Source organism: Actinotalea lenta (genome assembly GCF_030586465.1).
Classification (GTDB): domain Bacteria; phylum Actinomycetota; class Actinomycetes; order Actinomycetales; family Cellulomonadaceae; genus Actinotalea; species Actinotalea lenta.
Window position 1 is genome coordinate 2,788,056 of sequence record NZ_JAUQYP010000001.1, and the last position, 25,718, is coordinate 2,813,773.

Annotated in this window: 23 protein-coding genes and 2 tRNA genes; 8 read left to right on the forward strand and 17 right to left on the reverse strand. The window is 73.4% G+C overall.

The window, feature by feature from the left end; translation table 11 throughout:
• Nucleotides 1-2: 2 nt before the first annotated feature.
• Nucleotides 3-758, forward strand: a complete 756-nt coding sequence (locus Q6348_RS13330; RefSeq protein WP_304601766.1) for an AMIN-like domain-containing (lipo)protein — start codon at nt 3-5, stop codon at nt 756-758.
• Between the two features lie 21 nt (nt 759-779).
• On the opposite strand, the gene Q6348_RS13335 is transcribed toward Q6348_RS13330, so the two are convergent.
• The 3 genes from Q6348_RS13335 to murA form a co-directional block, all read right to left on the reverse strand.
• Nucleotides 780-1,775: an NAD(P)H-dependent glycerol-3-phosphate dehydrogenase gene (locus Q6348_RS13335; protein WP_304601767.1), complete on the reverse strand. Its 996-nt coding sequence runs from the start codon at nt 1,773-1,775 to the stop codon at nt 780-782.
• Nucleotides 1,772-2,497, reverse strand: coding sequence for a lysophospholipid acyltransferase family protein (locus Q6348_RS13340; RefSeq protein WP_304601768.1), 726 nt, complete (start codon nt 2,495-2,497; stop codon nt 1,772-1,774). Before Q6348_RS13340 ends, Q6348_RS13335 begins: the two co-directional genes overlap by 4 nt.
• Nucleotides 2,498-2,579: 82 nt before the next feature.
• Entirely contained in the window at nt 2,580-3,896 is a 1,317-nt protein-coding gene (gene murA / locus Q6348_RS13345) for a UDP-N-acetylglucosamine 1-carboxyvinyltransferase (protein ID WP_304601769.1), read from the reverse strand.
• A gap of 118 nt (nt 3,897-4,014) precedes the next feature.
• On the opposite strand from murA, the gene Q6348_RS13350 reads away from it, so the two are divergent.
• Complete coding sequence (locus Q6348_RS13350; RefSeq protein WP_304601770.1) at nt 4,015-4,905, forward strand: LLM class flavin-dependent oxidoreductase; 891 nt, start codon at nt 4,015-4,017, stop codon at nt 4,903-4,905.
• Nucleotides 4,906-5,190: 285 nt separating this feature from the next.
• Here Q6348_RS13350 and leuD read toward each other — a convergent pair whose 3' ends face one another.
• Nucleotides 5,191-5,847, reverse strand: coding sequence for a 3-isopropylmalate dehydratase small subunit (leuD, locus tag Q6348_RS13355; RefSeq protein WP_304601771.1), 657 nt, complete (start codon nt 5,845-5,847; stop codon nt 5,191-5,193).
• Between the two features lie 71 nt (nt 5,848-5,918).
• Nucleotides 5,919-7,367: a 3-isopropylmalate dehydratase large subunit gene (gene leuC, locus Q6348_RS13360; RefSeq protein ID WP_304601772.1), complete on the reverse strand. Its 1,449-nt coding sequence runs from the start codon at nt 7,365-7,367 to the stop codon at nt 5,919-5,921.
• Nucleotides 7,368-7,473: 106 nt separating this feature from the next.
• Here leuC and Q6348_RS13365 point away from each other — a divergent pair, with 106 nt between their 5' ends.
• Nucleotides 7,474-8,196, forward strand: a complete 723-nt coding sequence (locus tag Q6348_RS13365) for an IclR family transcriptional regulator (RefSeq protein WP_304601773.1) — start codon at nt 7,474-7,476, stop codon at nt 8,194-8,196.
• Between the two features lie 29 nt (nt 8,197-8,225).
• Here the strand turns inward: Q6348_RS13365 and Q6348_RS13370 are convergent, their stop codons facing one another.
• From Q6348_RS13370 to Q6348_RS13380, 3 genes are all read right to left on the reverse strand, one after another.
• Nucleotides 8,226-8,630: a hypothetical protein gene (locus tag Q6348_RS13370; RefSeq protein ID WP_304601774.1), complete on the reverse strand. Its 405-nt coding sequence runs from the start codon at nt 8,628-8,630 to the stop codon at nt 8,226-8,228.
• Between the two features lie 483 nt (nt 8,631-9,113).
• Nucleotides 9,114-9,186 (reverse strand) — tRNA-Glu (locus Q6348_RS13375).
• A gap of 101 nt (nt 9,187-9,287) precedes the next feature.
• Nucleotides 9,288-9,359 (reverse strand) — tRNA-Gln (locus tag Q6348_RS13380).
• Between the two features lie 173 nt (nt 9,360-9,532).
• Between Q6348_RS13380 and Q6348_RS13385 the strand changes: the two genes are divergently transcribed.
• From Q6348_RS13385 to Q6348_RS13395, 3 genes are read left to right on the forward strand one after another with little or no spacing between them, the layout of a single operon-like run.
• A complete protein-coding gene (locus Q6348_RS13385) occupies nt 9,533-11,341 on the forward strand; it encodes a gamma-glutamyltransferase family protein (protein ID WP_304601775.1) in 1,809 nt (602 codons plus the stop codon).
• A complete protein-coding gene (locus Q6348_RS13390; protein WP_350339669.1) occupies nt 11,338-12,117 on the forward strand; it encodes a sulfite exporter TauE/SafE family protein in 780 nt (259 codons plus the stop codon). Before Q6348_RS13385 ends, Q6348_RS13390 begins: the two co-directional genes overlap by 4 nt.
• A 50-nt stretch (nt 12,118-12,167) precedes the next feature.
• Nucleotides 12,168-13,064, forward strand: a complete 897-nt coding sequence (locus Q6348_RS13395) for a DNA-3-methyladenine glycosylase family protein (protein ID WP_304601776.1) — start codon at nt 12,168-12,170, stop codon at nt 13,062-13,064.
• A gap of 1 nt (nt 13,065) precedes the next feature.
• Here the strand turns inward: Q6348_RS13395 and Q6348_RS13400 are convergent, their stop codons facing one another.
• The 8 genes from Q6348_RS13400 to rnhA form a co-directional block, all read right to left on the reverse strand.
• Nucleotides 13,066-14,007, reverse strand: coding sequence for a DMT family transporter (locus Q6348_RS13400; protein WP_304601777.1), 942 nt, complete (start codon nt 14,005-14,007; stop codon nt 13,066-13,068).
• Nucleotides 14,004-14,885, reverse strand: coding sequence for a methylated-DNA--[protein]-cysteine S-methyltransferase (locus Q6348_RS13405; protein ID WP_304601778.1), 882 nt, complete (start codon nt 14,883-14,885; stop codon nt 14,004-14,006). The genes Q6348_RS13400 and Q6348_RS13405 overlap by 4 nt, the downstream gene beginning before the upstream one ends.
• A gap of 67 nt (nt 14,886-14,952) precedes the next feature.
• On the reverse strand, nt 14,953-16,914 hold the full coding sequence (locus tag Q6348_RS13410; protein ID WP_304601779.1) for an alpha-amylase family protein: 1,962 nt from the start codon (nt 16,912-16,914) through the stop codon (nt 14,953-14,955).
• Between the two features lie 96 nt (nt 16,915-17,010).
• Nucleotides 17,011-17,778: an HAD family hydrolase gene (locus Q6348_RS13415; RefSeq protein ID WP_350339670.1), complete on the reverse strand. Its 768-nt coding sequence runs from the start codon at nt 17,776-17,778 to the stop codon at nt 17,011-17,013.
• The gene (gene gltX / locus Q6348_RS13420) at nt 17,775-19,304 is read right to left on the reverse strand and encodes a glutamate--tRNA ligase (protein WP_304601780.1); all 1,530 of its coding nucleotides are present in this window, start codon (nt 19,302-19,304) and stop codon (nt 17,775-17,777) included. The genes Q6348_RS13415 and gltX overlap by 4 nt, the downstream gene beginning before the upstream one ends.
• A gap of 63 nt (nt 19,305-19,367) precedes the next feature.
• Nucleotides 19,368-20,147, reverse strand: coding sequence for a fumarylacetoacetate hydrolase family protein (locus tag Q6348_RS13425; RefSeq protein ID WP_304601781.1), 780 nt, complete (start codon nt 20,145-20,147; stop codon nt 19,368-19,370).
• 79 nt (nt 20,148-20,226) lie between these two features.
• Complete coding sequence (locus Q6348_RS13430; RefSeq protein WP_434062056.1) at nt 20,227-21,051, reverse strand: class I SAM-dependent methyltransferase; 825 nt, start codon at nt 21,049-21,051, stop codon at nt 20,227-20,229.
• A 38-nt stretch (nt 21,052-21,089) separates the two neighbouring features.
• Nucleotides 21,090-21,512, reverse strand: coding sequence for a ribonuclease HI (gene rnhA / locus Q6348_RS13435; protein WP_304601992.1), 423 nt, complete (start codon nt 21,510-21,512; stop codon nt 21,090-21,092).
• Nucleotides 21,513-21,624: 112 nt separating this feature from the next.
• On the opposite strand from rnhA, the gene Q6348_RS13440 reads away from it, so the two are divergent.
• Nucleotides 21,625-22,278, forward strand: a complete 654-nt coding sequence (locus Q6348_RS13440) for a phosphoribosyltransferase (protein ID WP_304601783.1) — start codon at nt 21,625-21,627, stop codon at nt 22,276-22,278.
• On the opposite strand, the gene Q6348_RS13445 is transcribed toward Q6348_RS13440, so the two are convergent.
• Nucleotides 22,275-23,033 carry a maleylpyruvate isomerase family mycothiol-dependent enzyme gene (locus Q6348_RS13445; RefSeq protein ID WP_304601784.1) on the reverse strand — a complete coding sequence of 253 codons (759 nt, stop codon included), beginning with the start codon at nt 23,031-23,033 and terminating at the stop codon, nt 22,275-22,277. The two genes, Q6348_RS13440 and Q6348_RS13445, sit on opposite strands and share 4 nt — an antisense overlap.
• 94 nt (nt 23,034-23,127) lie before the next feature.
• Between Q6348_RS13445 and Q6348_RS13450 the strand changes: the two genes are divergently transcribed.
• A complete protein-coding gene (locus Q6348_RS13450) occupies nt 23,128-25,689 on the forward strand; it encodes a DEAD/DEAH box helicase (protein ID WP_304601785.1) in 2,562 nt (853 codons plus the stop codon).
• Nucleotides 25,690-25,718 lie beyond the last annotated feature (29 nt).

The window sequence follows — 25,718 nt, forward strand, 5'->3', positions numbered from 1 at the left end:
AGATGTCGAGCGTGCGCCGCGCTGCGGCCGTGGCGGTGGCCCTGATGCTGCCCCTGAGCACGGCTGCCTGCACGCTGGACCCGTACGGCACCTCGAGCAGCGGCCCCACGGCCACGACTCGGGTGCCGGCACCTCCCTCCTCGCCCACCCCGTCCGTAACCCCGTCGACGGTCTCGGAGACGATGTCGCCCGCACCGGACGAGAGCCGCACCCCGGACGACGCGGCCGGGGACACGCTGCCTTTCCCGGCCGACACCGCGCGGGCGACCGGCCAGGGCACCGGCGAGGAGGTCGGCACGCTCGTGGACCTGCGGGTGGGCGCCCACGACGCGTTCGACCGTGTGGTCCTCCAGCTCGACGGCCCCGACATCCCCGGCTGGGACGTCAGCTACGTGGACACCCCCGTGGGAGACCCGAGCGGCGCGCAGGTGGACGTCGCCGGGGACGCCGTCCTCCAGGTGCTGCTGCACCCCGTCGCCTACCCCGAGGACGGCAGCGCCCCGTACGACGGGCCGCAGTCGATCCGCAGCCCTGGCACGCACGCGGTGGACGAGGTGGTGATGTCCTCGATCTTCGAGGGGCAGCTCCAGGTCTTCATCGGGGTGCAGGCCGGGCGTCGGCCGTTCCGGGTGTACGGCATGAGCGACCCGTCACGCGTGGTCATCGAGGTGGCCGCCGCGTCGCCCCCCGCATCGCCGACGCCCGCCGCATCGCCCACGCCCCCCGAGGCGTCGAGCAGCCCCGTCCCCGCCGGCTGAGCGGGATCGGGCCCGTCGTGCTCAGACCCCGTCGGCCTTGTGCGGACGGGCCAGCAGGAGCTCACCCATGAGGTCAACGGGCTGCCCCTCGTGCAGCACGGCGGACACCGCCGAGCTGATCGGCATGTCGACACCGATCCGCTGGGCGAGCTCGACGACGGAGCGCGCCGTCTTGACACCCTCGGCAGTGCCAGGGGTGGCGGCGAGCGCGTGCTCGAGGTCCATGCCCTCACCGATCCGCCGCCCGAGCTGGTGGTTGCGGGACAGCGGCGAGTCGCACGTGGCGAACAGGTCACCCATCCCGGCCAGGCCCGCGAAGGTCTCCACGTCCGCGCCCAGCGCTAGCCCCAGTCGCGCGATCTCCGCGAGGCCGCGGGTGATGAGCGTCGCGGTGGTGTTGTCCCCGTAGCCACGGCCCTGGGCGATGCCGATGCCGATGGCGACGACGTTCTTGACCGCGCCGCACAGCTCCACCCCGATGACGTCGGTGTTGGTGTAGGGCCGGAACCAGCCCGTGGCGCACACGGCGGTCAACCGCCGGGCGAGCTCCTCGTCCTGGGCGGCGATCACCGTGGCGGTGGGCTGGTGCTGGGCGATCTCCCGCGCGAGGTTGGGCCCGGACAGCACCGCGACGCGGGACGCCGGCACCCCGAGCGCCTCGACGATCACCTGGGACATCCGTAGCCCGGTGGACAGCTCGATGCCCTTCATGAGGGAGAGCACGACCGCGCCGGGCTCCAGGAGGCCGGCCAGCGGCGTGAGGATCTCGCGCGCGGACTGCGCGGGCACGGCGACGGCCACCAGCTCCGCTCCCCGCATGGCCAGGGCCGGGTCGGTGGTGGCCCGGACCGTGTCCGGCACGACGAGCTCCGCGACCGCCGGACTCCTGTGCTGGTCGGCGATCCGGGCGACCACGGCGGGGTCTCTGCCCCAGACCATGACGTCGTTGCCCGCGTCGGCGAGCACGGAGGCGAACGTCGAGCCCCAGGCGCCCGCCCCGAGGACGGCGACCCTCACGACCGCGGCTCCGGCATGCCCTTGCGCCACACGAAGCGTTCAGCCGGCGCCTGCTGCCCCCGGATGTCCTCGAGCTGTCGGGTGATGGCCGACATGATCCGTTCGGTCGCCTCGCGCAGCACACCCTGCTCGGAAGCGCGGTCGTACAGGTCGGTCAGGTCGACCGGCGGGCCGGCGACGACGCAGATCGTCTTGCGCGGGATCGGCTTGAGCAGCTTCTTGTAGCGGCCCAGCAGGCGGTGCGCGCCCCACTGCGCGATGGGGATCACGGGTGCCCGGGACGCCAGCGCCAGGCGGGCGACCCCGGTCTTGCCCTGCATCGGCCACAGGTCGGGCTCGCGCGTGAGGGTGCCCTCGGGGAACACCACCACGCACTCCCCGTCGGCGATCGCCCGACGCGCGGCCTCGAGCGACTGGGCTGCGGTGCTGGTGCCGCGAGAGACGGGGATCTGCCCGGTGGCCGTCAGCAGGCGGCCGAGGAGCGGGATCTTCCACAGCGAGTCCTTGGCCAGGATTCGCGGCGCCACGCCGTTGTCCCACAGGTAGTGGGCGAAGGTCAGCGGGTCGATGTTGGTCGCGTGGTTGCCCGCGGCGATGAAGCCGCCCGGCTGGCGCAGATGCTCCGCGCCGTGCCAGTCCGGGCGTGTCATGGACAGCAGCGTCGGACGGATCACGCGCGCAAGGTTGCGGTACGTCCGCGAGGATCGCTCAGGAGCCGGCACGGCGCCGATGGTACCCGCCGGGTCGCGACGGCTGGTTGTTGCACGGCCGGGCCGGGACGGAGCGGACCCGGGCACCGGGGCGTCAGGACAGCGAGAACTCCGCCCCCAGCGCGTCGAGCTTGTCCAGGAAGTGCTCGTAGCCGCGGTCGATGATCCCGATGCCCGCGACGTTCGAGGTTCCCTTCGCGGTGAGCGCCGCGATGAGGTGGGAGAAGCCGCCGCGCAGGTCCGGCACCTCGATGTCCGCCGCCTCGAGCGGCGTCGGGCCACTGACCACGGCCGAGTGGTAGAAGTTGCGCTGCCCGAACCGGCAGGGGTGCCCACCGAGGCACTCCCGGTAGACCTGGATGGTCGCTCCCATGCCGCGCAGCGCGTCGACGAACCCGAAGCGGTTCTCGTAGACCGTCTCGTGCACGATCGACAGTCCGGTGGCCTGGGTCAGCGCCACCACGAGCGGCTGCTGCCAGTCCGTCATGAAACCGGGGTGCACGTCGGTCTCGAGCACGATCGAGCGCAGCTCGCCGCCGGGGTGCCAGAACCGGATGCCGTCGTCGTGCACGTCGAACTCGCCACCGACCTTGCGGAACACGTTGAGGAACGTGGTCATCTCGGGCTGCTTGGCGCCCTTGACGGTGATGTCCCCGCCCGTGGCCAGCGCGGCCGCCGCCCAGGACGCCGCCTCGATCCGGTCCGGGAGGGCGGTGTGCTGGAAGCCGCGCAGCCGGGGGACGCCCTCGATCCGGATGACCCGGTCGGTGTCCACGGAGATGATGGCGCCCATCTTCTGCAGGACGTTGATGAGGTCCATGATCTCGGGCTCGATGGCCGCGTTGCTCAGCTCCGTGAGCCCCCTCGCGCGCACGGCGGTGAGCAGCAGCTGCTCGGTCGCGCCGACGCTCGGGTAAGGCAGGTGGATCTTGGTGCCGACCAGGCCGTTCGGGGCCCGCAGCGCGATGCCCTGCTCGAGCTTGTCCACCTCCGCACCGAACTGGCGCAGGATGTCCAGGTGGTAGTTGATCGGGCGGTCGCCGATCCGGCAGCCACCGAGGTCCGGGATGAACGCCTCACCGAGGCGGTGCAGGAGCGGACCGCAGAACAGGATCGGGATCCGGCTGGACCCGGCGTGCGCGTCGATGTCGGCCACGTGCGCCTGCTCGACGTTGCGTGGGTCCAGGCTGAGGGTGCCGGCGACGTCGTCCGCGTCGACGCGGACCCCGTGCAGCTCCAGCAGGCCGCGCACCACCGCGACGTCCCGGATCTGGGGCACGTTGCGCAGCACGCTCGGGGTGTCCCCCAGGAGTGAGGCGACCATCGCCTTGGAGACGAAGTTCTTCGCCCCCCGCACGGTGATCTCACCGTGCAGCGGGAGACCGCCGTTGACGTGAAGGACATCGTGCATGGCGTACATCGTCGCGCACGGACGGGTGAATCTCACCTTTCCAGCGCAGTTGCGGCGGTGGAGGTCCTGTGCACGGTTGGCGCTGAGAGCGGACGGCGCCGGTGTCGGGTCGCTGTCGGTGGCCGGTCCTACCGTGCCGATCGGCGCGTGGGACGCGCGCGCCGGGAGGGGTGGTGTGGTGCGGTTCGGGTTCGTGGGCACGCAAGGTCCGCCGTCGGCGATGGTCGGCCTCGCGGAGCTCGTCGAGGAGGCGGGTTGGGACGGGTTCTTCACGTGGGACGCGTTGGCCGTGCCCGGGAGCGACGGATGGGATCCGTGGGCACTGCTGGCCTCGGCCGCGGTTCGCACGTCCCGGGTCCGGTTGGGCGCCATGGTCTTCGCACCGGCCCGGCACGCGGCGGCGACGCTGGCACGGCAGGTGCAGACGGTCGACCACCTCTCCGGTGGCCGGCTCGTGCTCCCGGTCGGGCTCGGCGTGGACGACGACGCCGCGTACTCCAGCCTGGGCCGCGAGATCTCCGTGCGCGACCGGGCCGCCGCGCTCGACGACGCGCTGGCCGTGCTGGAGGCGGCCGCGGAGGGTGGCTCCGTGACGGTGCACGGAAGGTGCACCACGGTCGAGGACGTCACCTTCGCACCGGGCACGGTGCAGCGCCCTCGGGTGCCGGTCTGGGTCGTGGGGGCCTGGCCGAGCCGGCGGTCGCTGGAGCGGGCTGCCCACTGGGACGGCCTGGTGGTCCAGCGCCTGCGGTCCCACGACCCGGTGGACGACGAGGTCGTGCGGGGCTCGCTCGAGCTGATCGGTGAACGGCGGGAGGCAGAGGGCCGGATCGGGCCGTACGAGGTGGTGGTCAGCGAGCCGGTCCCCGAGGACCCGGCGGAGGCCGCGGACCGGGCCGCGGCGCTGGCGGACTGGGGCGTGACATGGTGGGTGCACGCGGACTGGGCTCCGGGCACCCCGCTGTCGGCGCACCTCGCACGCGCCGGGCTCGGACCACCGACCATCTAGTCGGGACGGCAGAGCCGGCGTGCACGTGGACGTGCGCGTGGACCTGGGCATCCTGCACCCCGAACCACCCGGACCCGGCACCCTGGAATGGACCACCGCCACCGGCCTACGCGCGCGCGTCGTGACCGGCAACAACGGCCACGCCACGGGAACGACCCACCCCCCGCCGAGCGACCCACCGTGCTCAACACCGCACCGGACGGTCTGGCGGTCATGTGCTGCCGACGGCGTGCTGCGGAGGGTGGGCAGCCGAGCGTCGGCAGCCGACCGGACGTGCCCGGCGAGTCAGCTCAGCGCGTCGTCGGCGTGCACCGCGCGCGCCGGCACGATCTCCGCGGGCGGCAGGTGCCTGGCCGGCAGCGTCGTGGGGCGCCAGCTCGCCCGGGTCTTCTCGAACTCCGCGATCTCGGCGTCGTGCTGCATGGTCAGGCCGATGTCGTCCAGGCCCTCGATCAGCCGCCACCGCGTGTAGTCGTCCACCTGGAACGGCACGGTCACGTCCTCGCAGTGCACCGTGCGCGCTTCGAGGTCTACGGTGACCTGCGCTCCAGGGTGCGTCTCCAGGATCTTCCAGAGCAGCTCGATGTCGTCCTGGGCGACCTGGGCGGCGAGCAGGCCCTGCTTGCCGGAGTTGCCGCGGAAGATGTCCGCGAACCGGCTGGAGAGCACGGCCCGGAAGCCGTAGTCCTTGAGCGCCCACACGGCGTGCTCACGCGAGGAGCCCGTGCCGAAGTCCGGGCCGGCGACCAGCACCGAGCCGGACCGGTAGGCGTCCTGGTTGAGCACGAAGTCCGGGTCGCCGCGCCACGCGGCGAACAGGGCGTCCTCGAACCCGGTCCGGGTGACCCGCTTGAGGTAGACCGCCGGGATGATCTGGTCGGTGTCGACGTTGCTGCGCCGCAGCGGGACCCCGACGCCGGTGTGCTGGGTGAACTTCTCCATCGCGCTACCTCTCAGGCGATCGGGCTGGTCGGGTGGGTGGTCGGCTCGACCGGGGTGGGGCGCACCGCCGGTCAGACCGTCGCCGGCTCGAGCGGGCTGCCGTCCGGTGCCTCGACGCCGTCGAGGTCGGCCACGGACGAGAGCGTGCCGCGGATGGCGGTGGCCGCGGCGACCAGGGGCGAGACGAGGTGGGTCCGCCCGCCCTTGCCCTGCCGGCCCTCGAAGTTCCGGTTCGACGTCGACGCCGCGCGCTCCCCCGGCTTGAGCTGGTCCGGGTTCATGCCCAGGCACATCGAGCACCCGGCGTTCCGCCACTCGGCGCCGAAGTCCAGGAAGATCCGGTCCAGGCCCTCGGCCTCGGCCTGCAGCCGGACCCGCGCGGAGGACGGCACCACGAGCACCCGGACGCCGGGCGCCTTCGTGTGGTTCCGGAACAGCTTGGCGACCGAGCGCAGGTCCTCGATCCGGCCGTTGGTGCACGAGCCGATGAAGACCGTGTCCACCGGGATGTCACGCAGCGCCATCCCGGGGGTCAGACCCATGTACTCGATCGCGCGCTCGGCGGCGATCCGCGCGTTCTCGTCGGGGATCTGCGCGGGCACCGGCACGTTCCCGCTCAGCGGCAGGCCCTGCCCCGGGTTGGTGCCCCAGGTCACGAACGGCTCGAGGTCGGCGGCTTCGAGGACGACCTCGGCGTCGAACACGGCGTCGTCGTCGGTGCGCAGCGAGCGCCAGTACTCCACGGCGGCGTCCCACTCGGCGCCCTCGGGCGCGTGCGGCCGGCCCTTGAGGTACTCGAACGTGGTCTCGTCGGGCGCGATCATGCCGGCGCGCGCGCCGGCCTCGATCGACATGTTGCAGATGGTCATCCGCGCCTCCATCGAGAGGGTGCGGATCGCCTCGCCCCGGTACTCCAGGACGTAGCCCTGGCCGCCACCGGTCCCGATCTTGGCGATGATCGCCAGGATGATGTCCTTGCTCGTCGTACCAGCCGGGAGCTGGCCGTTGACCGTGATCGCCATCGTCTTGAAGGGCGCGAGCGGCAGCGTCTGGGTCGCCAGCACGTGCTCGACCTCGGACGTCCCGATCCCGAACGCGAGCGCGCCGAAAGCGCCGTGCGTCGAGGTGTGCGAGTCGCCGCAGACCACGGTCAGGCCGGGCTGGGTCAGGCCCAGCTGGGGGCCCACCTGGTGCACGATGCCCTGGTCCGCGTCCCCGAGGGAGTGGATGCGGACCCCGAACTCGGCCGCGTTGCGGCGCAACGTCTCGATCTGCGTGCGGCTGGTCGGGTCCGCGATCGGCAGGTCGATGTCCAGCGTCGGGGTGTTGTGGTCCTCGGTGGCGATCGTCAGGTCCGGACGCCGCACCGGGCGCCCGGCGAGGCGCAGGCCTTCGAAGGCCTGCGGGCTGGTCACCTCGTGCACGAGGTGGAGGTCGATGTAGAGCAGGTCCGGCGCGCCGTCCGTACCGCGACGCACGACGTGCGCGTTCCAGACCTTCTCCGCCAGGGTTCCTGCCATGATGTTCCTCTCGTGCTCGCCGCATCGGTGCCGGCGGCTCCGGTTGCGTCCGGGTTGATCGGCGTAGGTACTTGCATCTCAGCCTGCGAGACGCCAATATCGACCTATGGACAACTCTAGCGGAGTCGGCGTCCTGGACAAGGCCGCGGCCGTTCTCAGCGCGCTCGAAGCGGGCCCGATGACCCTCGCGCAGCTCGTCGCCGCCACCCATCTTGCCCGACCTACGGCGCACCGCCTTGCAGTGGCCCTCGAACACCACCGCCTCGTGGCGCGGGACATGCAGGGTCGGTTCATCCTCGGACCCCGCCTCGGCGAGCTGTCCACCGCGGCCGGCGAGGACCGCCTGCTGGCCGCCGCCAACCCCGTGCTCGCGGCCCTGCGCGACCACTGCCAGGAGTCCGCGCAGCTCTACCGCCGGCAAGGCGACCAGCGGATCTGCGTCGCCGCCGCCGAGCGCCCCACCATGGGCCTGCGCGACTCGATCCCCGTGGGCGCCACGCTGACCATGCAGGCCGGGTCCGCGGCGCAGATCCTGCTGGCCTGGGAGGAGCCGGACCGGCTGCACCGCGGCCTGCAGGGTGCTCGGTTCACCGCGACGATCCTGTCCGGCGTGCGTCGGCGGGGCTGGGCGCAGTCGGTCGCCGAGCGCGAGCCCGGCGTCGCCTCGGTGTCCGCACCGGTGCGGGGGTCGTCGGGCCGCGTGGTGGCCGCGGTGTCGATCTCGGGCCCGGTGGAGCGCATGACCCGCCAGCCCGGTCGGCTGCACGCGGGAGCCGTGGTGGCCGCCGCCAACCGCCTCACCGAGGTACTGCGCCGCACCGGGGAGTGAGGGCGGAGATCGCCGACCGGCCGTGATTCTCAGGCGTTCGCGTCGTCCCCGGTCTCGACCTCGACTGCGCCGTCGGCGCTTGTCCGCAGCGTCCACGGCCCCGCGTCCAAGCGGTCCGGGTGCGGCTCGATGAGCGCCGACGTCGGTGGCTCGTCGGACCCGTAGGTCACCACGAGGCCGGTGGGGCGCCCGAGCTGGATCGCCTGGACCTCGTCCAGACCCTGGAACCCGGGCCGCACCACGCGCCGCACGCCCGGCTCGACACCCGAGCGCATCGCCTCTCGGACCACGCGGGCCACGGCCAGCAGGGCGAAAGTTCCCCACGGGGCCATCACGAACCACAGGGACGTCTGGCGACCGGCGATCTGGTCGCGGACGAGCACGGCGCCGTACGCCACGAACACCGCCAGGACGGCCCATCGCACAGCCCGCATCGTTCCCCCTTGTCCCCACGACGATCCCACCACGCCGCTCGCCCGTCCAGGAACGAAGGCCCCGGTCCGCGCCGCGGCCGGCGCGGTCTGGCGGGGCATGCCGATGTGCGCTCGGTGAGGCGCGCTCGCCGACGCAGTACCGGCGCCCCACGCGGCGAAGCAGTACTCAGACTGCGATCCGTGCGGGGCCGTCCACGCTGTGGGCGGCGATCCGCGTCCTCCACCCTGTTCGCCGCGCCAGCCGCTCTCGTCCGGCCCGGATGGCATGACAGGGGCCCGAGCCGCCCGTGCATGCCCCGCACCGCCAGGCCGGCCAGGACCGTCTCGGCGGGTGGTGCGACAGGAGCCAGGTGGTACATGTCTGTTCGGCGCCTCTGTTCGGCGCCTCTGTTCGGCGCCGTCAGACAGTGACGCCCGGCCGGACTCGGTCCGACCGGGCGTCACCCCACACCTCAACGCGTTCGTTGCACGAACACGCCGTCGTACCCCCAAGGGGATTTGAACCCCTGCTACCGCCGTGAGAGGGCGGCGTCCTAGGCCGCTAGACGATGGGGGCCAGGACACTCCCGTTGCCGGGAGCGACAGCGGACAACCATACCGCATGGGCGGTGGTCCGCCGACCAGTGTGACCGCCCGGCCGGGCCGGGACGATCATCGCTGGGGTACCAGGACTCGAACCTAGACTAAGTGAACCAGAATCACTCGTGCTGCCAATTACACCATACCCCACCGGGGTATCCGCATCGGCGCCCCAGGAGTCATTCTCCCTCGACGGCCGCGCGGCGTACCGGCGCACGATCGTACCGGAGCCGGACGGCGGCTCCAAACGAGGACGTCCCGGCCACAGCGAGGCTCCCCCGGTCGCACCGCCAGGTCGAGACCACGTCGTCCGCTGTGCAACGATGCCGGGCGTGACCACCCGTCCCGAGATCGCCGGCACGCTCGGGGTGGTCGCCTCCTCGCACTGGTTGGCCTCGACCACCGGCATGGGCGTGCTCGAGCGTGGCGGCAACGCGTTCGACGCGGCCGTGGCCGCCGGGCTCGTGCTGCACGTCGTGGAACCGCACCTCAACGGCCTGGGCGGGGACGTCCCGCTGGTGGGCTGCCGTGCGGGCGGGGAACCGTTCGTGCTGTGCGGGCAGGGCACCTCGCCCGCGGCCGCGACCCCAGAAGCCTTCACGGAGCTGGGCCTCGACGTCGTCCCGGGCACCGGCTACCTGGCGGCCGTGGTCCCCGGGGCGTTCGGCACCTGGATGGACCTGCTCGCGCGGTACGGCACCTGGCACGTGCGCGACGTGCTCGAGCCCGCGATCGGGTACGCCGCCGACGGCCACCCCCTGCTGCCCGCAGCCTCGGCCGCGATCGGCAGGCTCGCGCCCACCTTCACCGAGCACTGGACCTCCTCGGCGCGCACCTGGCTGCCCCAGGGCGAGGTGCCGCCGCCCGGCTCCCGGTTCCGCAACCCGGTCCTGGCCCGCACGCTGCAGGCGCTGGTCCGCGAGGCAGAGGCCGCCGGCGTCGACCGCGAAGCCCAGATCGAGGCGGCTCGTACGGCCTTCTACTCCGGCTTCGTCGCCGAGCGCATCGCCGACGCCGTCCGGGAGCCCGCGATGGACTCCTCCGGCACCGCGCACGCCGGTCTGCTCACCGCCGACGACCTCGCCACCTGGCGGGTGCGCGAAGAACCACCGGTCACCGCCGAGGTGTTCGGGCGCACGATCGCCAAGACGGGACCCTGGGGCCAGGGACCGGTACTGCTCCAGCAGCTCCTCGTGCTCGAGGGCATGGACCTCGCGGACACGCTGCCCACGAGTGCCGAGCTCATCCACACGGTCGTGGAGTCGACCAAGCTCGCGCTGGCGGACCGGGACGCGTGGTACGGCGACCCCGACCACACCGATGTCCCCCTCGACACGCTGCTGTCCCGGGAGTACGCCGACCAGCGCCGCCGTCTCATCGGCTCCGAGGCGTCCGCCGAGCTGCGCCCGGGCTCCCCCGACGGCCGCACACCCCGCCTGCCGCGCCTGGTGCTCGACGCGCTCGATGCGGACGGAGCCGGGACGGGCACGGGTCGTGCGGCGGCCGGCGGCACCGGCGAGCCCACGTTCGGCGCCGGCGACCCGCCGCGCGGGGACACCTGCCACCTCGACGTCGTGGATCGTTGGGGGAACACCGTCGCGGTCACCCCGAGCGGCGGCTGGTTGCAGTCGTCCCCGGTCATCCCCGGGCTCGGCTTCGCCCTGCCGACCCGCGCCCAGATGTTCTGGCTCGAGCCCGGTCTGGCCACGACGCTCGGACCGCGCCGACGCCCACGCACCACCCTGAGTCCGACCCTGGTGCTGCGCGACGGCACCCCGGAGCTGGCCTGCGGCACGCCTGGCGGTGACATGCAGGACCAGTGGCAGGTGCCCTTCCTGCTGCGCCACCTGCTGGGCGGCCGGGACCTGCAGGCCGCGATCGACGGTCCCATGTGGCACACCACGCACCACGTCGCGTCCTTCGAGCCGCGCACCGTCGAGGTGCTGGGCCTGCACGTCGAGGAGCGCGTGGGCGCCGACGTGATCGCCGACCTGCGGCGCCGCGGGCACCGCGTGACCGTGACCGGACCCTGGTCGCTCGGCCGGCTGTCCGCGGCCGGGACCAGACCCGACGGACTGCTGCACGGCGGCGCGACCTCGAGGGGCGCCCAGGCGTACGCGGTGGGCCGGTGACCGACCTGTCCTGGCTCGACCTCATCGGCGTGCTGCTCGCCGGCCTCGCGGCCGGCACCGTGAACACCATCGTCGGCGCCGGCACCCTGGTGACCTTCCCGGTGCTGGTGGCCTTCGGGGTCCCCCCGCTGGTCGCCAACGCCTCCAACACCGTCGGGCTCGTCCCGGGCGCGGTGACGGGCGCGTGGGGCTACCGCCGCGAGCTCGCCGGGCACTGGCCGCAGGTGATCCGGATGGCCCTGCTGTCCGCCGTCGGCGGGATCGCCGGGTCGCTGCTCGTGGTGACGGCACCGCCGGGCACCTTCACGGCCGTCGTGCCGTGGCTCCTGGTGGTCGCGGCCGTGCTCGCCGCCGTCCAGCCGCGGGTTGCGCGGGCTCTGCGGCGGCACTCCGAGCACGAGCACGGCGCCGCCGAGACGGCCCCGCTCTCGCTTGGCCTCGCCCTCGGCATCACCGCGACGGGGGTCTACGGCGGATACTTCGGCGCGGCGCAGGGCGTCGTCCTGATCTCCCTGCTGGGCATCGCGTGGAGCACGGACCTGCAGCGCGCCAACGGCGCGAAGAACGTCCTGGCCGGGACCGCGAACGTCGTAGGCGCCGTCGTCTTCATCCTCGGCGGGATCGTGAACTGGAAGATCGCCGGGCTGGTCGCGGTCGGCTCGGCGCTCGGCGGCGTGCTCGGCGCCCGGGTCGGGCGACGCATCCCCGCGCCCGTGCTGCGCGGGATCATCGTGGTCGCGGCACTGGTCGCCGCCTTCGCCCTCTGGTTCGGCTGACAGGCGCTGCAACGGTCAGGACCACCCGCCCGGTGTGTGACCATCGAGCCGTGCTCCTGCCCACCTCCGCGCCCGTCGACGTGGTGCGCACGCTGGCCGCGTTTCGGCACGGTCCGTACGACCCCGCGTTCCGGGTGATCGACGGTGTGGTGTGGCGCGCCACGCGACGGCCCACCGGCCCCGCCACGCTGCGCCTGCGGCAGGTCGCCCCGGACCGGGTGGACGCCGCCGCGTGGGGCCCTGGGGCCGACGACGCCCTCGCGGCCTTGCCGGACCTGCTCGGCGAGCACGACGACCCCGCAGGCTTCGAGCCACCTCCCGGACCCGTCCGTACCGCCTGGCAGCGCTCGGTCCGGGTCCGGATCGGCCGGTCCAGGCTGGTGCTCGAGTCACTCGTGCCGGTGGTCCTCGAGCAGCGCGTCGTGGTGAGCACGGCACACCACGCGTGGGGGTGGCTGCTGCACACGCACGGCACGGCGGCCCCGGGCCCCGCCCCGGACGGGATGCGCGTCGCCCCGACACGCGAGGGGTGGGCGGGCGTCCCGGTGTGGGACTTCCACCGGGCCGGGGTCGACCCCCGGCGAGCGCGCGTCGTGGTCGCGGCCGCCCGGCTGGGGCCGCGCCTGGAGGAGGCCACCGGCCTCGACGCCGTCGGCGCGCTCGCCCGCCTCCAGCACGTGCCGGGCGTCGGCCCCTGGACGGCCGCGAAGGTCGCACAGCGCGCGTTCGGCGACCCGGATGCCGTGCACGTCGGGGACTTCCACCTGCCCGGCCAGGTCGGATGGGCGCTGACCGGACGGCGCACCGACGACGCGGGCATGCTCGCGCTGCTCGAGCCTTTCCGCGGGCATCGCTGGCGGGTGGTCCACCACCTGCTCGCCGCCGGACTCGCTCGGGCGCCGCGCCGTGGCCCCCGTCTGCCCGTCGAGGACCACCGCCACCGCTGACTCACGCCGGCTGCGGCGCGTCCGGGAGCACGGCTCGGCGCCGACGTGGCACGCCCTGGGCCAGCACGATCCCGCCGATCACCACGAGCACCCCGACCGGCTCGTTCCAGGTCACCCGCTCGCCGAACGCGAGCACCCCGATCACCGCGGCGACCACCGGCGTGAGGTAGGTGACGGTACTGGCCGTGGCGGACCCCACCAGTCCGATCACGCGCAGGTTGAGCACGAAGGCCACCCCGGTGCTCAGGGCACCGAGCGCGACCATCGCCCCCACGACGCCGACCGTGACCGTCCCGTGCGGGCGCAGCCCGGTCGCCGCGGCCACCGGGAGCATCAGCACCGCTGCCGCCGCGATCTGACCCGTCGAGATCGCGATCGGCCCCTCCGGCGCGCCGACCAGGTGCCGCCGGGCGTACGGGAACGCCAGGCCGTAGCACGCGATCGCCGCGAGACAGGCGAGCGCGCCCTGCCACTGAGCAGCCGGGAAGGACCGCCAGACCCCGAGCACCACGAGGATCCCGACGAACCCCACGAGCAGCCCCACCATCCGGCGCCGGGTGGGGTGCTCCTCGGGGAACACCGCGATGAGGAAGGCGAGCGTGCTCAGGGGCGTCGCCGCGTTGATGATCGCCGCCAGGACGGTGGGCACGTGCTGCAGGCCCACGGCGAACAGGGTGAACGGCACCGCGTTCTGCAGCGCCGCGTAGACCACCAGGTGCCGCCAGGTCGACGCGCTGCGGGGCAGCCGCGCTCGCGTGACGGCAGCGAGCGCCCCGAGCGCCAGCGCGCCGAGCGTCAACCGCCAGAACGCGACCTGCACCGGGGTCAGCGCCGTCAGACCCACGTGGATGAACGCGAACGACGAGCCCCACATCACCGCGTTGGCGAGGTAGCCGGGCAGCCAGGCGCGCAGCGGGGCCGGTGTGGCGGCCGAGGCAGTCACCCGACCACCCGGGCTCGATCCGGCAGGGCGTGCTCCGCTTCGAGCAGCTCGCGCTTGACAGCCAGACCCCAGCGGTAGCCGCCCAGGCCGCCGTCCGTGCGCACCACGCGATGGCACGGCACCACGAGAGCCAACCGGTTCCGGGCGCACGCCCCAGCAACCGCGCGGACCGCGGTGGGCTCCCCGATATCCTGCGCGACCTCGGAGTACGTCCGCGTCTCCCCGGCCGGGATCCGGGTCAGGGCCTGCCACACGCGGGCCTGGAAGGCCGTGCCGCGCACGTCGAGGGGCAGCTCGGGGGCCGGGTGACCCGCCGCCAGCGCTGCCAGGGCGCGCGCCACGTCCGCGAGGCGGTCGTGGTCGGCCACGAGCTCCGCGCGCGGGAACTCGGCCCGCACCTGGTCCAGCAGGGGTCCCAGCGCCGCACCGATCCGTACCGCGCACAACCCTCGCTCGCTGGCGGCGCCGAGCACGGTGCCCACCGGGGTCTCCACGGCGGTCCAACCCAGGCGCTCCCCCGGCGCGCCCGCAGCGTAGGCGCTGGGGGGCATGCCCATCGTCCCGGCCGCGGTCTCGTAGAACGCCCGCACGGACCCGAAGCCGGCGGCGACGAGCGCATCGGTGACCAAGCTGCCGGACCGCAGCAGGTCCCGCGCCGTACCGGTGCGCACCGCCTGCCCGAATGCCCGGGGGCCCACCCCGATCAGCTCGGTGAACGCGCGTCGCAGGGTGCGTTCGGAGACGGCCGCCAGCCGCGCCAGCTCCGCGTTCGGCACCGGGCCGCCGGCACGCACCATGGCCTGGGCGGCCACGACGACGGCGTCGGCGCGCGGATCGACCGCGGCGGTGTGCGCCTGTCGCGTCGTGGTGCTCGTCATGGGTCAGACGCTACGGCCCAGCCGGGCGCCTCAGCACTCCGCTTCCGGCCAACGTTCATGCGGTGTCTCAGCAGACCACCAGCCAGTGGCTCGCCAGCGGCGCGAGCCACAGGTTCCCGTCCTCGCCCGGGGCGACATCACGGCCGCCGAGCACGTCGTGCGCCGACGCGAGCCCCAGCTCGGCCAACCGATGGCCGGGGAACGGCCGCCAGTCGTCCGTGACGTTGTACAGCGCCAGGAACGGGCCCAGCGGGTGGCGGCGCAGCACCGCCAGGACGCCAGGGTCCGACGCGTCCAGGACCTGCGCCGCGACCGACGCATGCAGGTGCGGCGTCCGGCCCCGGATCTGCACCAGGTGCCGGACGCCGGCGAACACCCGCTCCGGCAGCGTCCCCGCCACGTGCCGCGCCCCGGCGACAGCCCAGGGCATGCGCGGCCGGTGCACCCAGCGGTTGTCGTCGGCGTGGCCGGGCTCCTCCGCCCAGTGCTCGTCGTTGCCCAGCGCCAGCTCATCCCCCATCCACAGCACCGGGATCCCGCCGAACCCGACCACGATCGCGTGCGCGAGCAGCAGCCGGTCGACCCCGCGCTGCACCGCGGCCTCGTCGCCGCCGCGCACGGCGCGGTCGATGCCCACCAACGCAGCGGCGCTCCCGGAGATGCGGCGGTCGCCGGTGGCCGGGTTGTGCTGGAACACCATCCCCTCCGCGGGCGAGCCCGGGAACTCCCCCGAGTACCAGTCGGACAGGAACGCCCGGTGCAGGTATCCGTCGAGGCCGACCGCTGCCGCGTCGCCGTCGTCGATCGCCCACCCGATGTCGTCGTGGCAGCGCAGGTAGGTGATCCACGCGGTCGAGGCCGGCACCGGCGGCATCGCCTGGAGGGCTCGCACCGCGAGCCGGACGTCCTTGGCGGCCAGCATGGACCAGACCTGCACCATGAGGCTGTTGTGGTAGGCGAGGTCGGAGACCTTCCCGTGGTGGGCGCCCTGGCCGAGGTAGTGCACCAGGTCCCGCGGCGCCACGATGGCCTCGGCCTTGAAGATCACCGCGGGCGCCGCGATGCGGACCAGGGCACGCAGGGCCTGCGTGATCGCGTGCACCTGCGGCCGGTTCTGGCACGTGGTGCCCAGCTCCTTCCAGGTGAATGCGATGGCGTCGAGCCGCAGCACCTCCACGCCGTTGCCCGCCAGGAACATCACGATGTCCGCGTACTCGACGAACACGTCCGGGTTGGACCAGTTCACGTCCCACTGCCAGGCGTTGAACGTGGTCCACACCCACCCGGCAAGCTCGTCATCCCACGTGAAGTTGCCCGGGGCGAAGTCCGGGAAGACCTCGGGCAGCGACCGCTCGAAAGCGTCGGGCATGCTGCGGTCGTCGTAGACGTAGAAGTAGTCGCGGTACCGCGCGTCGCCGGCCCGCGCCGCCCGTGCCCACGCGTGCTCCCGCGCGACGTGGTTGAGCACCAGGTCGGCGACCAGGCTGATCCCGTTGGCACGCAGCTCGCCGGCGAGCGCACGCAGGTCCTCGATGCCGCCCAGGTCGGGCCGCACGGATCGGTAGTCCGCCACGGCGTAACCGCCGTCGTTGTCACCCTCGCGGGGCCGCAGGATCGGCATGAGGTGCAGGTAGGTCACGCCCAGCTCGCGCAGGTAGTCGATGTGCTCGCGCACCCCGTCCAACGTCCCGGCGAACCGGTCCGCATAGCACGCGTAGCCCACCATCCGCTCGGACTGGAACCACCCCGGGTCGAGCGTCCGGGCCAGGTCCACGCGCGAGAGCTCCGGGTCGCGGTCGCGGAACGCCTCGGTGACGAGGCGCTTCAGCCGCATCTCGAGCTCGTCGAGCCGGTCCGCCGGATACACCGCCGCGAGCCCCTCGTGCACGTCCGGCCACCACCGCTCGAGCCGCACCTCGAGGGTCTGACGACGATCCGGGCCGAGGCCCGCCACGACGTCGGCGAGGTCGTCGCCGCCCTCCGCCTCACTGCGGCGCGCTCGACGTATGGCCTTCTCGGGCAGGGGCATCGCCGGCTCCTCTCGGTCGGCGAGGCGGGACGCAGCGCCGGGTCCACGGATGCAAACGCTTGCATCGTAGCGGCTCCGAGACGCCTGGTGCACCTGTCAGACGGTGCGCACAAGCCCGACGAGCTGCCCGAGCGAACCGATGACCCGGACGCCGGCCTGCACCGCGCCCTCGATCTCCTCGTCGCCGATCACATGCCGGCGTCCACCCGGCCGGTCCAGCCAGACGCCGACCAGCCCGGCCTGGACGGCGGCCAGCGCGTCGATGTCCAGTTCGTCGCCGACGTACACCGTGCGCCCAGGATCCGTCCCCAGCCGACGGCAGCCCTCGAGGAAGACCTGCGGAGCGGGCTTGCCCACGCCGAGCGTGTCCATCCCGACCAGCACGGGCACGTGGCCCAGGCCCGTCGCGGTCATCTTCTGGGTCTGGTAGCCCACCGCGGCGTTCGTCAGCGCCCCGACCGCCAGGCCGGCGCCCGTCAGTGCGTCGATCGCGCCGGAGGCGTCCGGGTGCGCGGTCCAGCCGGCGGCGAAGCCCTGCTCGAAGACCTCGTCCCACGCCCGGAACGCCGCCTCGTCCAGTACCGGACCGCCGAAGGCCTCGTGCAGCTCGTTGGCGCGCTCCCGGCGCTGCTCGACGTAGCCGATCTCTCCGCGCGTGTAGCGGCGGTAGTGCCCGGACACATCGGCGCGCCAGGCCGCGAGCACCTCCCCGAGCCGGGTGTCCGGCAGGTCGGGCAGGTACGCCCGCGCGACCTGCGCCAGGGCGTGCTCGAAGGCGCCGCGCGTGTCCACCAGGGTGTCGTCGACGTCCAGCAGGACGCCGTCCACCGCACGCAGCCCCATGCTGTCGGCCTGCGCGCTCACAGGGAGGCGCGGAACGAGCGGAGCCGGGCGAGCGTCGCGTCGCGACCCAGGATCTCCATGGACTCGAACAGCGGCGGCGAGACCCGGCGCCCGGTGACCGCGACCCGCAACGGGGTGTACGCCACCCGAGGCTTCAGGCCGAGGTCCTCGACCAGCGCCGCGCCCAGCGCGTCCTGGATCGTCGCCGCCTCGAACGGCTCGACCGCTTCCAGCGCCGTGATCGACGCGTCGAGCGCGGCCGCCGGCTCGCCCTTGAGCGCGGCGGCACGCGCGTCCTGGTCGACCACGAGCTCGTCGTCGTCGACGAGCAGGAAGCCGAGCATCCCGACGGCCTCGCCCAGCAGGCCGATCCGCTCCTGGACCAGCGGTGCGGCGGCGGTCAGCACCGCCTGCTCATGCGGGGTGAGCACGGCGAAGCCCTCCCCGGTCACCAGTCCGGCGGCGTGCAGGTAGGGCACCACGCGGTCGCGGAAGGCCTCGGGCCCGAGCATCCGCACGTGGTCCCCGTTGATCGCCTCGGCCTTCTTCAGGTCGAACCGGGCGGGGTTGGGGTTCACGTCCGCGACGTCGAACGCGGCCACCATCTCCGCGGCGCTGAACACGTCCCGGTCCGGCGCGATCGACCAGCCCAGCAACGCCAGGTAGTTGAGCAGCCCCTCGGGGACGAAGCCGCGCTCGCGGTGCAGGAAGAGGCTCGACTCGGGGTCGCGCTTGGACAGCTTCTTGTTGCCCTCGCCCATGACGTAGGGCAGGTGACCGAACAGCGGCACGCCGTCGGCGATGCCCAGCGCGGTCAGCGCCCGGTAGAGCACCACCTGGCGCGGCGTGGAGCTGAGCAGGTCCTCGCCGCGCAGCACGTGCGTGATGTGCATCATCGCGTCGTCGACCGGGTTGGTCAGGGTGTAGAGCGGCTGGCCGTTGGCCCGGACGATGACATAGTCCGGGACCGAGCCGGCCGCGAAGGTCAGCTCGCCGCGCACCAGGTCGGTGAACGTGACCGCCTCGTCGGGCATCCGGATGCGCAGCACCGGCTCGCGCCCCTCGGCGCGGAAGGCGGCCTTCTGCTCCTCGGTCAGCCCACGATCGAACCCGTCGTAGCCGAGCTTGGGGTCGCGCCCGGCGGCCCGGTGACGGGCCTCGACCTCGTCAGGCGTGGAGAACGACTCGTACGCGAAGCCGGCCTCGAGCAGCCGACGGGCGACGTCGGCGTACACGTCCATGCGTTCGGACTGCCGGTACGGCCCGTAGGGGCCGCCCACCTCGACGCCCTCGTCCCAGTCCAGACCGAGCCAGCGCAGCGCGTCCAGCAGCTGCTCGTAGCTCTCCTGCGAGTCGCGGGCCGCATCGGTGTCCTCCACGCGGAAGACGAACGTCCCGCCGACGTGCCGCGCGTAGGCCCAGTTGAACAGGGCCGTGCGGATCAGCCCGACGTGCGGTGTGCCGGTGGGCGACGGGCAGAAGCGGACGCGGATGTCGGAGCCGGTGGGAACGGTGGAGGCGGCGTCGGCCGCGGCAGCGCTGGTCATGATGCCGCCAGCGTAGTGGCGCCGGGACGGGCGCCCGCTCAGGGGCCGGGGCCCCCGGGTCCGTCAGCGACGCAGCACCGGGTTGCGCAGCACGCCGATCTCCTCGACCTCGCACTCGACCACGTCGCCGTGCTCGATCGGGCCGACGCCCGCGGGCGTCCCGGTGAGGATCACGTCCCCGGGCAGCAGCGTGCACACCTCCGAGATGTAGGAGATCAGGTGCGCGACCGAGAACATCAGCTGCGAGGTCCGCGCGTCCTGGCGTGGCTCACCGTTCACGCGTGCCGTGATCGCAAGATCGTCCACGTCCAGACCGGGCACGACGACCGGCCCCAGCGGGCACGCCGAGTCGAAGCCCTTGGCGCGCAGCCACTGGGAGTCGCTGCGCTGCGCGTCGCGCGCGGTCACGTCGTTGCCCACCGTGTACCCGAACACCTGGTCCAGGGCCCGCTCGACCGACACGTCCTTGGTGACCTTGCCCATCACCACGGCGAGCTCGGCCTCGTGGTGCACCTCGGAGCTCCAGTGCGGCAGCACGATGGGGTCGTCCGGTCCGATCACCGAGGTGTTGGGCTTGAAGAACAGCAGCGGGGCCGCTGGCACCTCGTTGCCCATCTCGGCCGCGTGGTCGGCGTAGTTGCGGCCCACGCCCACGATCTTCGAGCGCGGGATCACCGGCGCCAGCAGCCGGACCTCGTCGCTCATCGGGACGACCTGGCCGGTCAGCTCCACGGGTGTGTACATCGGGTCGCCACGCAGCACGTGCAGCTCCGCAGCGTCCCCCTCCCCCTGGAGCATCGCGAAACGGGGCTCTGCGCCGGTGGTGAAACGTGCGATCCGCATTCTTCGAGCCTAGTGCGCGGTGCGGACCCGTTCCGCACGCGGGCGAGACCGGCCCCGCCCGCTGCCCGCACTGCCACCGTCAGGCCGGGAGCCGGGCCAAGAGCTCGCCGTGCAGCATCGCGAACCAGCCGTCGGGCTCCTGGCCCCAGTCGCGCCAGGCGTCGGAGATCTCCTCGAGCAGCACCTGGTCGGCCAGGCCGTGCTGCAGGGCGTGCTGCGCGAAGGTGGACTCCAGGGCCCGCTGGGCCCACCGGTCAGCCCACCACCGTCGCCGGTCCAGCGCGTAGGTCCACGCGGAGGCGGAGACCGTCAGGTCCTGTGCGGCGAAACCGGCCCGCAGCGCCCAGCCGAGCAGGTGGCGCCCTGCGTCCGGCTCGCCACCGTCGGCCCTGGCCACCTCCCGGTACAGCGCCAGCCACTCGTCCAGGCCCGCCGAGGGTGGCGCCCACGTCATCGTGCGGTAGTCGACGTCGCGCACGGCGACCAGCCCACCCGGCCGGGTCACTCGCCGCATCTCCCGCAGCGCGCCCACCGGGTCGGGCAGGTGCTGCAGCACCTGGTGGGCGTGCACGACGTCGAACGAGCCGCTCTCGAAGGGCAGCGCCATGACGTCCGCTCGGCGGAAGGTCACGTTCCCCGCAGCACCGAGCTCGTCGGCCAGCTCGCCGGCCTCGTCGAGGGCCTCCTGGGCGGGGTCGATGGCCACCACCTCGCCCGGGGCGACAAGCCGGGCGAGGTCCACGGTGATGCTTCCCGGCCCGCACCCGACGTCCAGCAACCGCAGGCCAGGGCGCAGCTCGGGAAGCAGGTACGCGGCGCTGTCCGCCGCCCGCCGAACCCGGTGCGAGGTCAGCACGCTCTCGGCGTGCCCGTGGGTGTAGGTCACCGTGCCAGGGAATCCCATCCCCGCGTGCGTATCAATGGACGGAACGGGTCGTCCTGCTAAGTGAGACGCGCGGGAACGCCGCGGTTGGCCAGCGCATCGGCGCGCTCGTTGCCGGCATCGCCCGAGTGCCCCTTGACCCAGACCCAGCGGACCCGGTGCCGAGCGACCTCGGCGTCGAGCTCCTGCCAGAGGTCGACGTTCTTGACCGGCTTCTTGTCCGCCGTACGCCAGCCGTTGCGCTTCCACGTGGGCATCCAGCGCTGCACGCCGTTCATGACGTACGACGAGTCGACGTGCAGCGTCACCTCGCACGGCCTGGTCAGGGCGGCGAGCCCGCGGATCACCGCCGTGAGCTCCATCTTGTTGTTGGTGGTCGAGGGGTCGCCGCCGAACAGCTCGCGCTCGTGGTCGCCGGACCGCATCCACACCCCCCACCCACCGGGACCGGGATTGCCCTTGCAGGCCCCGTCGGTCCACATCTCCACGAACGTCAGGGCAGGCTCGGCAGCGGTCGGCACGGCGCCACCCTAGACGGACGTCACAGCCGGGACGTGCTGCGCGCGCCCGCGCCGGGGGCGCAGGATAGGCACCATGACCTTCGCGAACCGCACCGATGCGGGGCGCAGGCTGGCGACGCGGCTGGCGGGACTTCGGGGGGCTCCTGTGGTGGTGCTCGCCCTACCCCGCGGCGGCGTCCCGGTCGCGGCCCCGGTGGCCGTGGCGCTCGAGGCGCCACTCGACGTGATCGCTGTGCGCAAGCTCGGCGTGCCCTGGCAGCCCGAGCTCGCGATCGGGGCGATCGCCGAGGGCGGGATCCAGGTGGTCGCCGAGGACGTCATGGCCCGCGTCGGGCTCACCGACCGCGGGCTCGAGGGCCTCGCCGAACGCGAGCGGCCGGCGCTGGCCCGGATGGCCTCCTTCCGGGACGGCCGCGAGCCGGTCGACGTCGACGGCCGCACCGCCGTGGTGATCGACGACGGGCTGGCCACGGGTGCGACCGCGCGAGCGGCCTGCCTGGCGGCTCGCGAGCGCGGCGCACGCCGTGTCGTGCTCGCCGTCCCGGTCGCCCCGCCGCACTGGGCCCTGCCCATGCACGACGTCGCCGACGAGTGCATCGCACTGCACGTCCCGGCCGACTTCCGCGCGGTCGGCCAGGCGTACGACGACTTCTCGCCCACCACCGACGAGGAGGTGCGCGCCGCCCTCGACGAGGTCGCCGCCGACCGGTTGGCGGCCTCGGACTAGCGCACGCTCCGGTCCTCCGGCGCGATACGAGCCCGGGGGCGGGGCCACGGGCCCAGCACCGGGAGCGGTTCCGTCTCGCCACCGGCGTCGGCCACCACCGGACCGAGCGGCTCCCGACCCGCGAGCCAGGCGACCAGGTCGTTGGCCGTGCCCCGCACCCGGACCACCCGGCCCTGGCCCACCCGCCGCGGCTCGTCGACGTCGGTGGGCTCGAGGTCCAGCTGGACCCCGTCGGGCACCCGGGGCGACAGGAAGCCCACCAGGTGCTCTCGCAGCTCCGGACTCCACAAGGTGTGCTCGGCGCCCAGGTCGAGGTCGGTGAGGTGGATGGAGAACTCACGCCACCAGGCCAGCACGAGAGCGCCGGCCGGCAGCCCCTGATAGCCCGTGGGCTGCCGCAGCGCCTCGTCGTCCAGCAGGTCGAGCAGACCCTCGACGCGGTCCATCACGGCGACGACCCGCTCGACGTGCTGTGCCGCCGATGCGCCCGCGCCCGCCTCGATAGCCGCGTCCCGGGCCTCCCGCCCACCGTCGTAGAACTCGACGGCCGGTGCGCCCTGCACGGCCAGCAGCAGCTGGCGCTCGGCCGCAGCGCCGAAGCCGGCCAAGTGCGCCAGGACGTGACCGCGAGTCCAGCCCGGCAGCCGGGACGGCCCCGCGACCGCCTCGTCGGTCAGCCCCTCGAGAGTCGCGCGCAACCGGTCGTGCGTGCGCTCGATCGACGCGATCGCGGCCGCTGCCTCGGTGGGAACCATGAGGCCATCCCACCCCCGTGGCCCCAGGACGGCAAGCAGACGGCGGGCGCCCCCGTCCCCACCGGCACCCGGCGCGCTCTGCGAGGATGGACCGGTGCCGGCTCCCCTCCTCGACCGTCTGCCGCAGGACCCGGACCCCGATGCGCTGTTCGAGGCGTTCGTCGACTGGGCGACCGACGAGGGCCTCGAGCTCTACCCGCACCAGGAGGAGGCCCTGCTGGCGCTGGTGACCGGCTCGCACGTCGTGGTCTCCACCCCGACGGGCTCCGGCAAGTCCTTGATCGCGATGGCCGCACACTTCGTAGCACTCGCCCAGGGGCGCCGGACCTTCTACACCGCGCCGCTCAAGGCCCTGGTCAGCGAGAAGTTCTTCGACCTGGTGCGGGTGTTCGGCCCGGACAACGTCGGCATGCTGACCGGCGACTCCGCGGTGAATCCCGGCGCACCCATCGTGTGCGCGACCGCGGAGATCCTCGCCAACATCGCACTGCGCACGGGCGACGGGACGGCGCTCGAGTCCGGTCACGTCGACGACCCCGTGGTGCCCGGCGCGGATGCCGTGGGCCAGGTGGTGATGGACGAGTTCCACTTCTACGCCGACCCCCAGCGCGGCTGGGCGTGGCAGGTGCCGCTGCTCGAGCTGCCGCGCACCCAGTTCGTGCTGATGTCCGCCACGCTGGGCGACACGTCGTTCTTCGCGCAGGACCTGACGCGGCGCACAGGCGTCGAGGTGGCAACCGTCACGAGCGTCGAACGCCCGGTCCCCCTGACCTACGAGTACGTGGTCGAACCGGTGCACGAGCTGGTCACGCGCCTGGTCGAGACCGGCCGCTCCCCGGTGTACCTCGTGCACTTCACGCAGAAGGACGCCGTCGAGCGCGCGCAGGCGCTGATGTCCACCACCGTCGCCGGGCGCGAGCAGCGCGACGCGATCTCGGCCGAGCTGGCCGACTTCCGGTTCGGCACCGGGTTCGGGACCACGCTGTCCCGGTTCCTGCGGCACGGCGTCGGCGTGCACCACGCGGGCATGCTGCCGCGCTACCGGCGCGTGGTCGAACGGCTCACCCAGCGCGGCCTGCTCACCGTGGTGTGCGGGACGGACACCCTGGGCGTGGGGATCAACGTGCCCATCCGCACCGTCGTGCTCACCTCGCTGGTCAAGTACGACGGCCAGCGGATGCGCCACCTCTCGGCACGCGAGTTCCACCAGGTCGCCGGGCGGGCCGGACGTGCCGGCTACGACACCTCCGGGGAGGTGCTCGTGCTCGCGCCCGAGCACGTCATCGAGAACCGGGTAGCGCTCGCCAAGGCCGGGGACGACCCGAAGAAGGTCAAGAAGATCGTCCGCAAGAAGGCGCCGGCCGGTCAGGTGAACTGGACCGAGCAGACCTTCGAGCGACTGCGGGACTCGGACCCCGAGCCCCTGACCTCGAGCCTGACCGTGACGCACGCGATGGTCCTCAACGTGCTGGCCCGCCGCACCGGCGACCCGGTGCAGGCGATGCGCCGGCTGCTGACCGACAACCACGAGCCGGAGGCCGGCCGCGGGCGCCTGGTGCGCCAGGCCGTGCGGATCTACCGGTCGCTGCGCCAGAGCGGGGTCGTGGACCGGGTGCGCACGCCGGACGGCCGGTGGACCGTGCGGCTCGCGGTGTCGCTGCCCGAGGAGTTCGCCCTCAACCAGCCGTTGTCCCCGTTCGCGCTGGCAGCGCTCGAGGTGCTCGACCCGACGGCGCCGAGCTACGCCCTGGACGTCGTCTCCGTCGTCGAGGCCACACTCGACGACCCGCGCCAGGTGCTCGTCGCCCAGGAGAAGAAGGCCCGCGGCGAGGCCGTCGCGGCGATGAAGGCCGAAGGCCTGGAGTACGACGAGCGCATGGCGCTCCTCGAGGACGTGACCTACCCGCGGCCGCTGGCCGAGCTCATCGGGCACACCTTCGCGGTCTACCGGCGGACCAACCCGTGGGTGGCCGACCACGTCCCGTCCCCCAAGTCCGTCGTGCGCGACATGGCCGAGCACGGCGCCACGTTCACCGAGTACGTCAGTGCCTACGGCCTGCAGCGCACCGAGGGTGTGCTGCTGCGCTACCTCGCCGATGCGTTCCGGGCGCTGCGCCAGACCGTCCCGCCCGAGGCGCGCGACGAGGCGTTCGCCGAGCTGCTCGAGTGGCTGGGCGTCGTGGTGCGCGGGACCGACTCGAGCCTGCTCGACGAGTGGGAACGCCTGGCGGCGGGTGGCGACGTCGCCGGCGAGGAACCACCGCCACCCGCCACGCTGTCCGGCGCCCCGCGGGCGCTGCGCGCCATGGTGCGCGGGGCACTGTTCCGGCGCGTCGAGCTGGTGGCCCGCGAGCGGTGGGACGAGCTCGGGGCACTCGGCGACACCGACGCCGACGGCGCGGCCTGGCAGGCGCACCGCTGGCGCGACGCCCTCGACCCGTACTTCGACGAGCACGACGAGCTGCTGGTGGGAGCCGACGCACGGGGCCCGCACCTGCTCATCGTCACCGAGCACCCGGACCGCTGGGAGGTCCGCCAGCTGCTCGACGACCCGGCGGGCCACCACGACTGGCACCTGGACGCCGTGGTCGACCTTGCCGCGTCCGACGAGGCCGGAGAGCCCGTCTGGCACCTGGTGGACGCCGGGCGGCTGTAGCCCGGGCGCGCGCGGCCGCAGCTACCCTC

Coding starts and splice junctions, on each gene's coding strand:
- leuC (WP_304601772.1), bottom strand. CDS start 7,367: ATGGCAGGAACCCTGGCGGAGAAGGTCTGGAACGCGCACGTCGTGCGT.
- Q6348_RS13440 (WP_304601783.1), top strand. CDS start 21,625: ATGACCTTCGCGAACCGCACCGATGCGGGGCGCAGGCTGGCGACGCGG.
- murA (WP_304601769.1), bottom strand. CDS start 3,896: ATGCACGATGTCCTTCACGTCAACGGCGGTCTCCCGCTGCACGGTGAG.
- Q6348_RS13410 (WP_304601779.1), bottom strand. CDS start 16,914: ATGCCCCTGCCCGAGAAGGCCATACGTCGAGCGCGCCGCAGTGAGGCG.
- leuD (WP_304601771.1), bottom strand. CDS start 5,847: ATGGAGAAGTTCACCCAGCACACCGGCGTCGGGGTCCCGCTGCGGCGC.
- Q6348_RS13445 (WP_304601784.1), bottom strand. CDS start 23,033: ATGGTTCCCACCGAGGCAGCGGCCGCGATCGCGTCGATCGAGCGCACG.
- Q6348_RS13430 (WP_434062056.1), bottom strand. CDS start 21,051: ATGGGATTCCCTGGCACGGTGACCTACACCCACGGGCACGCCGAGAGC.
- Q6348_RS13405 (WP_304601778.1), bottom strand. CDS start 14,885: ATGACGAGCACCACGACGCGACAGGCGCACACCGCCGCGGTCGATCCG.
- Q6348_RS13330 (WP_304601766.1), top strand. CDS start 3: ATGTCGAGCGTGCGCCGCGCTGCGGCCGTGGCGGTGGCCCTGATGCTG.
- Q6348_RS13365 (WP_304601773.1), top strand. CDS start 7,474: ATGGACAACTCTAGCGGAGTCGGCGTCCTGGACAAGGCCGCGGCCGTT.
- Q6348_RS13385 (WP_304601775.1), top strand. CDS start 9,533: ATGCCGGGCGTGACCACCCGTCCCGAGATCGCCGGCACGCTCGGGGTG.
- Q6348_RS13370 (WP_304601774.1), bottom strand. CDS start 8,630: ATGCGGGCTGTGCGATGGGCCGTCCTGGCGGTGTTCGTGGCGTACGGC.
- gltX (WP_304601780.1), bottom strand. CDS start 19,304: ATGACCAGCGCTGCCGCGGCCGACGCCGCCTCCACCGTTCCCACCGGC.
- Q6348_RS13425 (WP_304601781.1), bottom strand. CDS start 20,147: ATGCGGATCGCACGTTTCACCACCGGCGCAGAGCCCCGTTTCGCGATG.
- rnhA (WP_304601992.1), bottom strand. CDS start 21,512: ATGTGGACCGACGGGGCCTGCAAGGGCAATCCCGGTCCCGGTGGGTGG.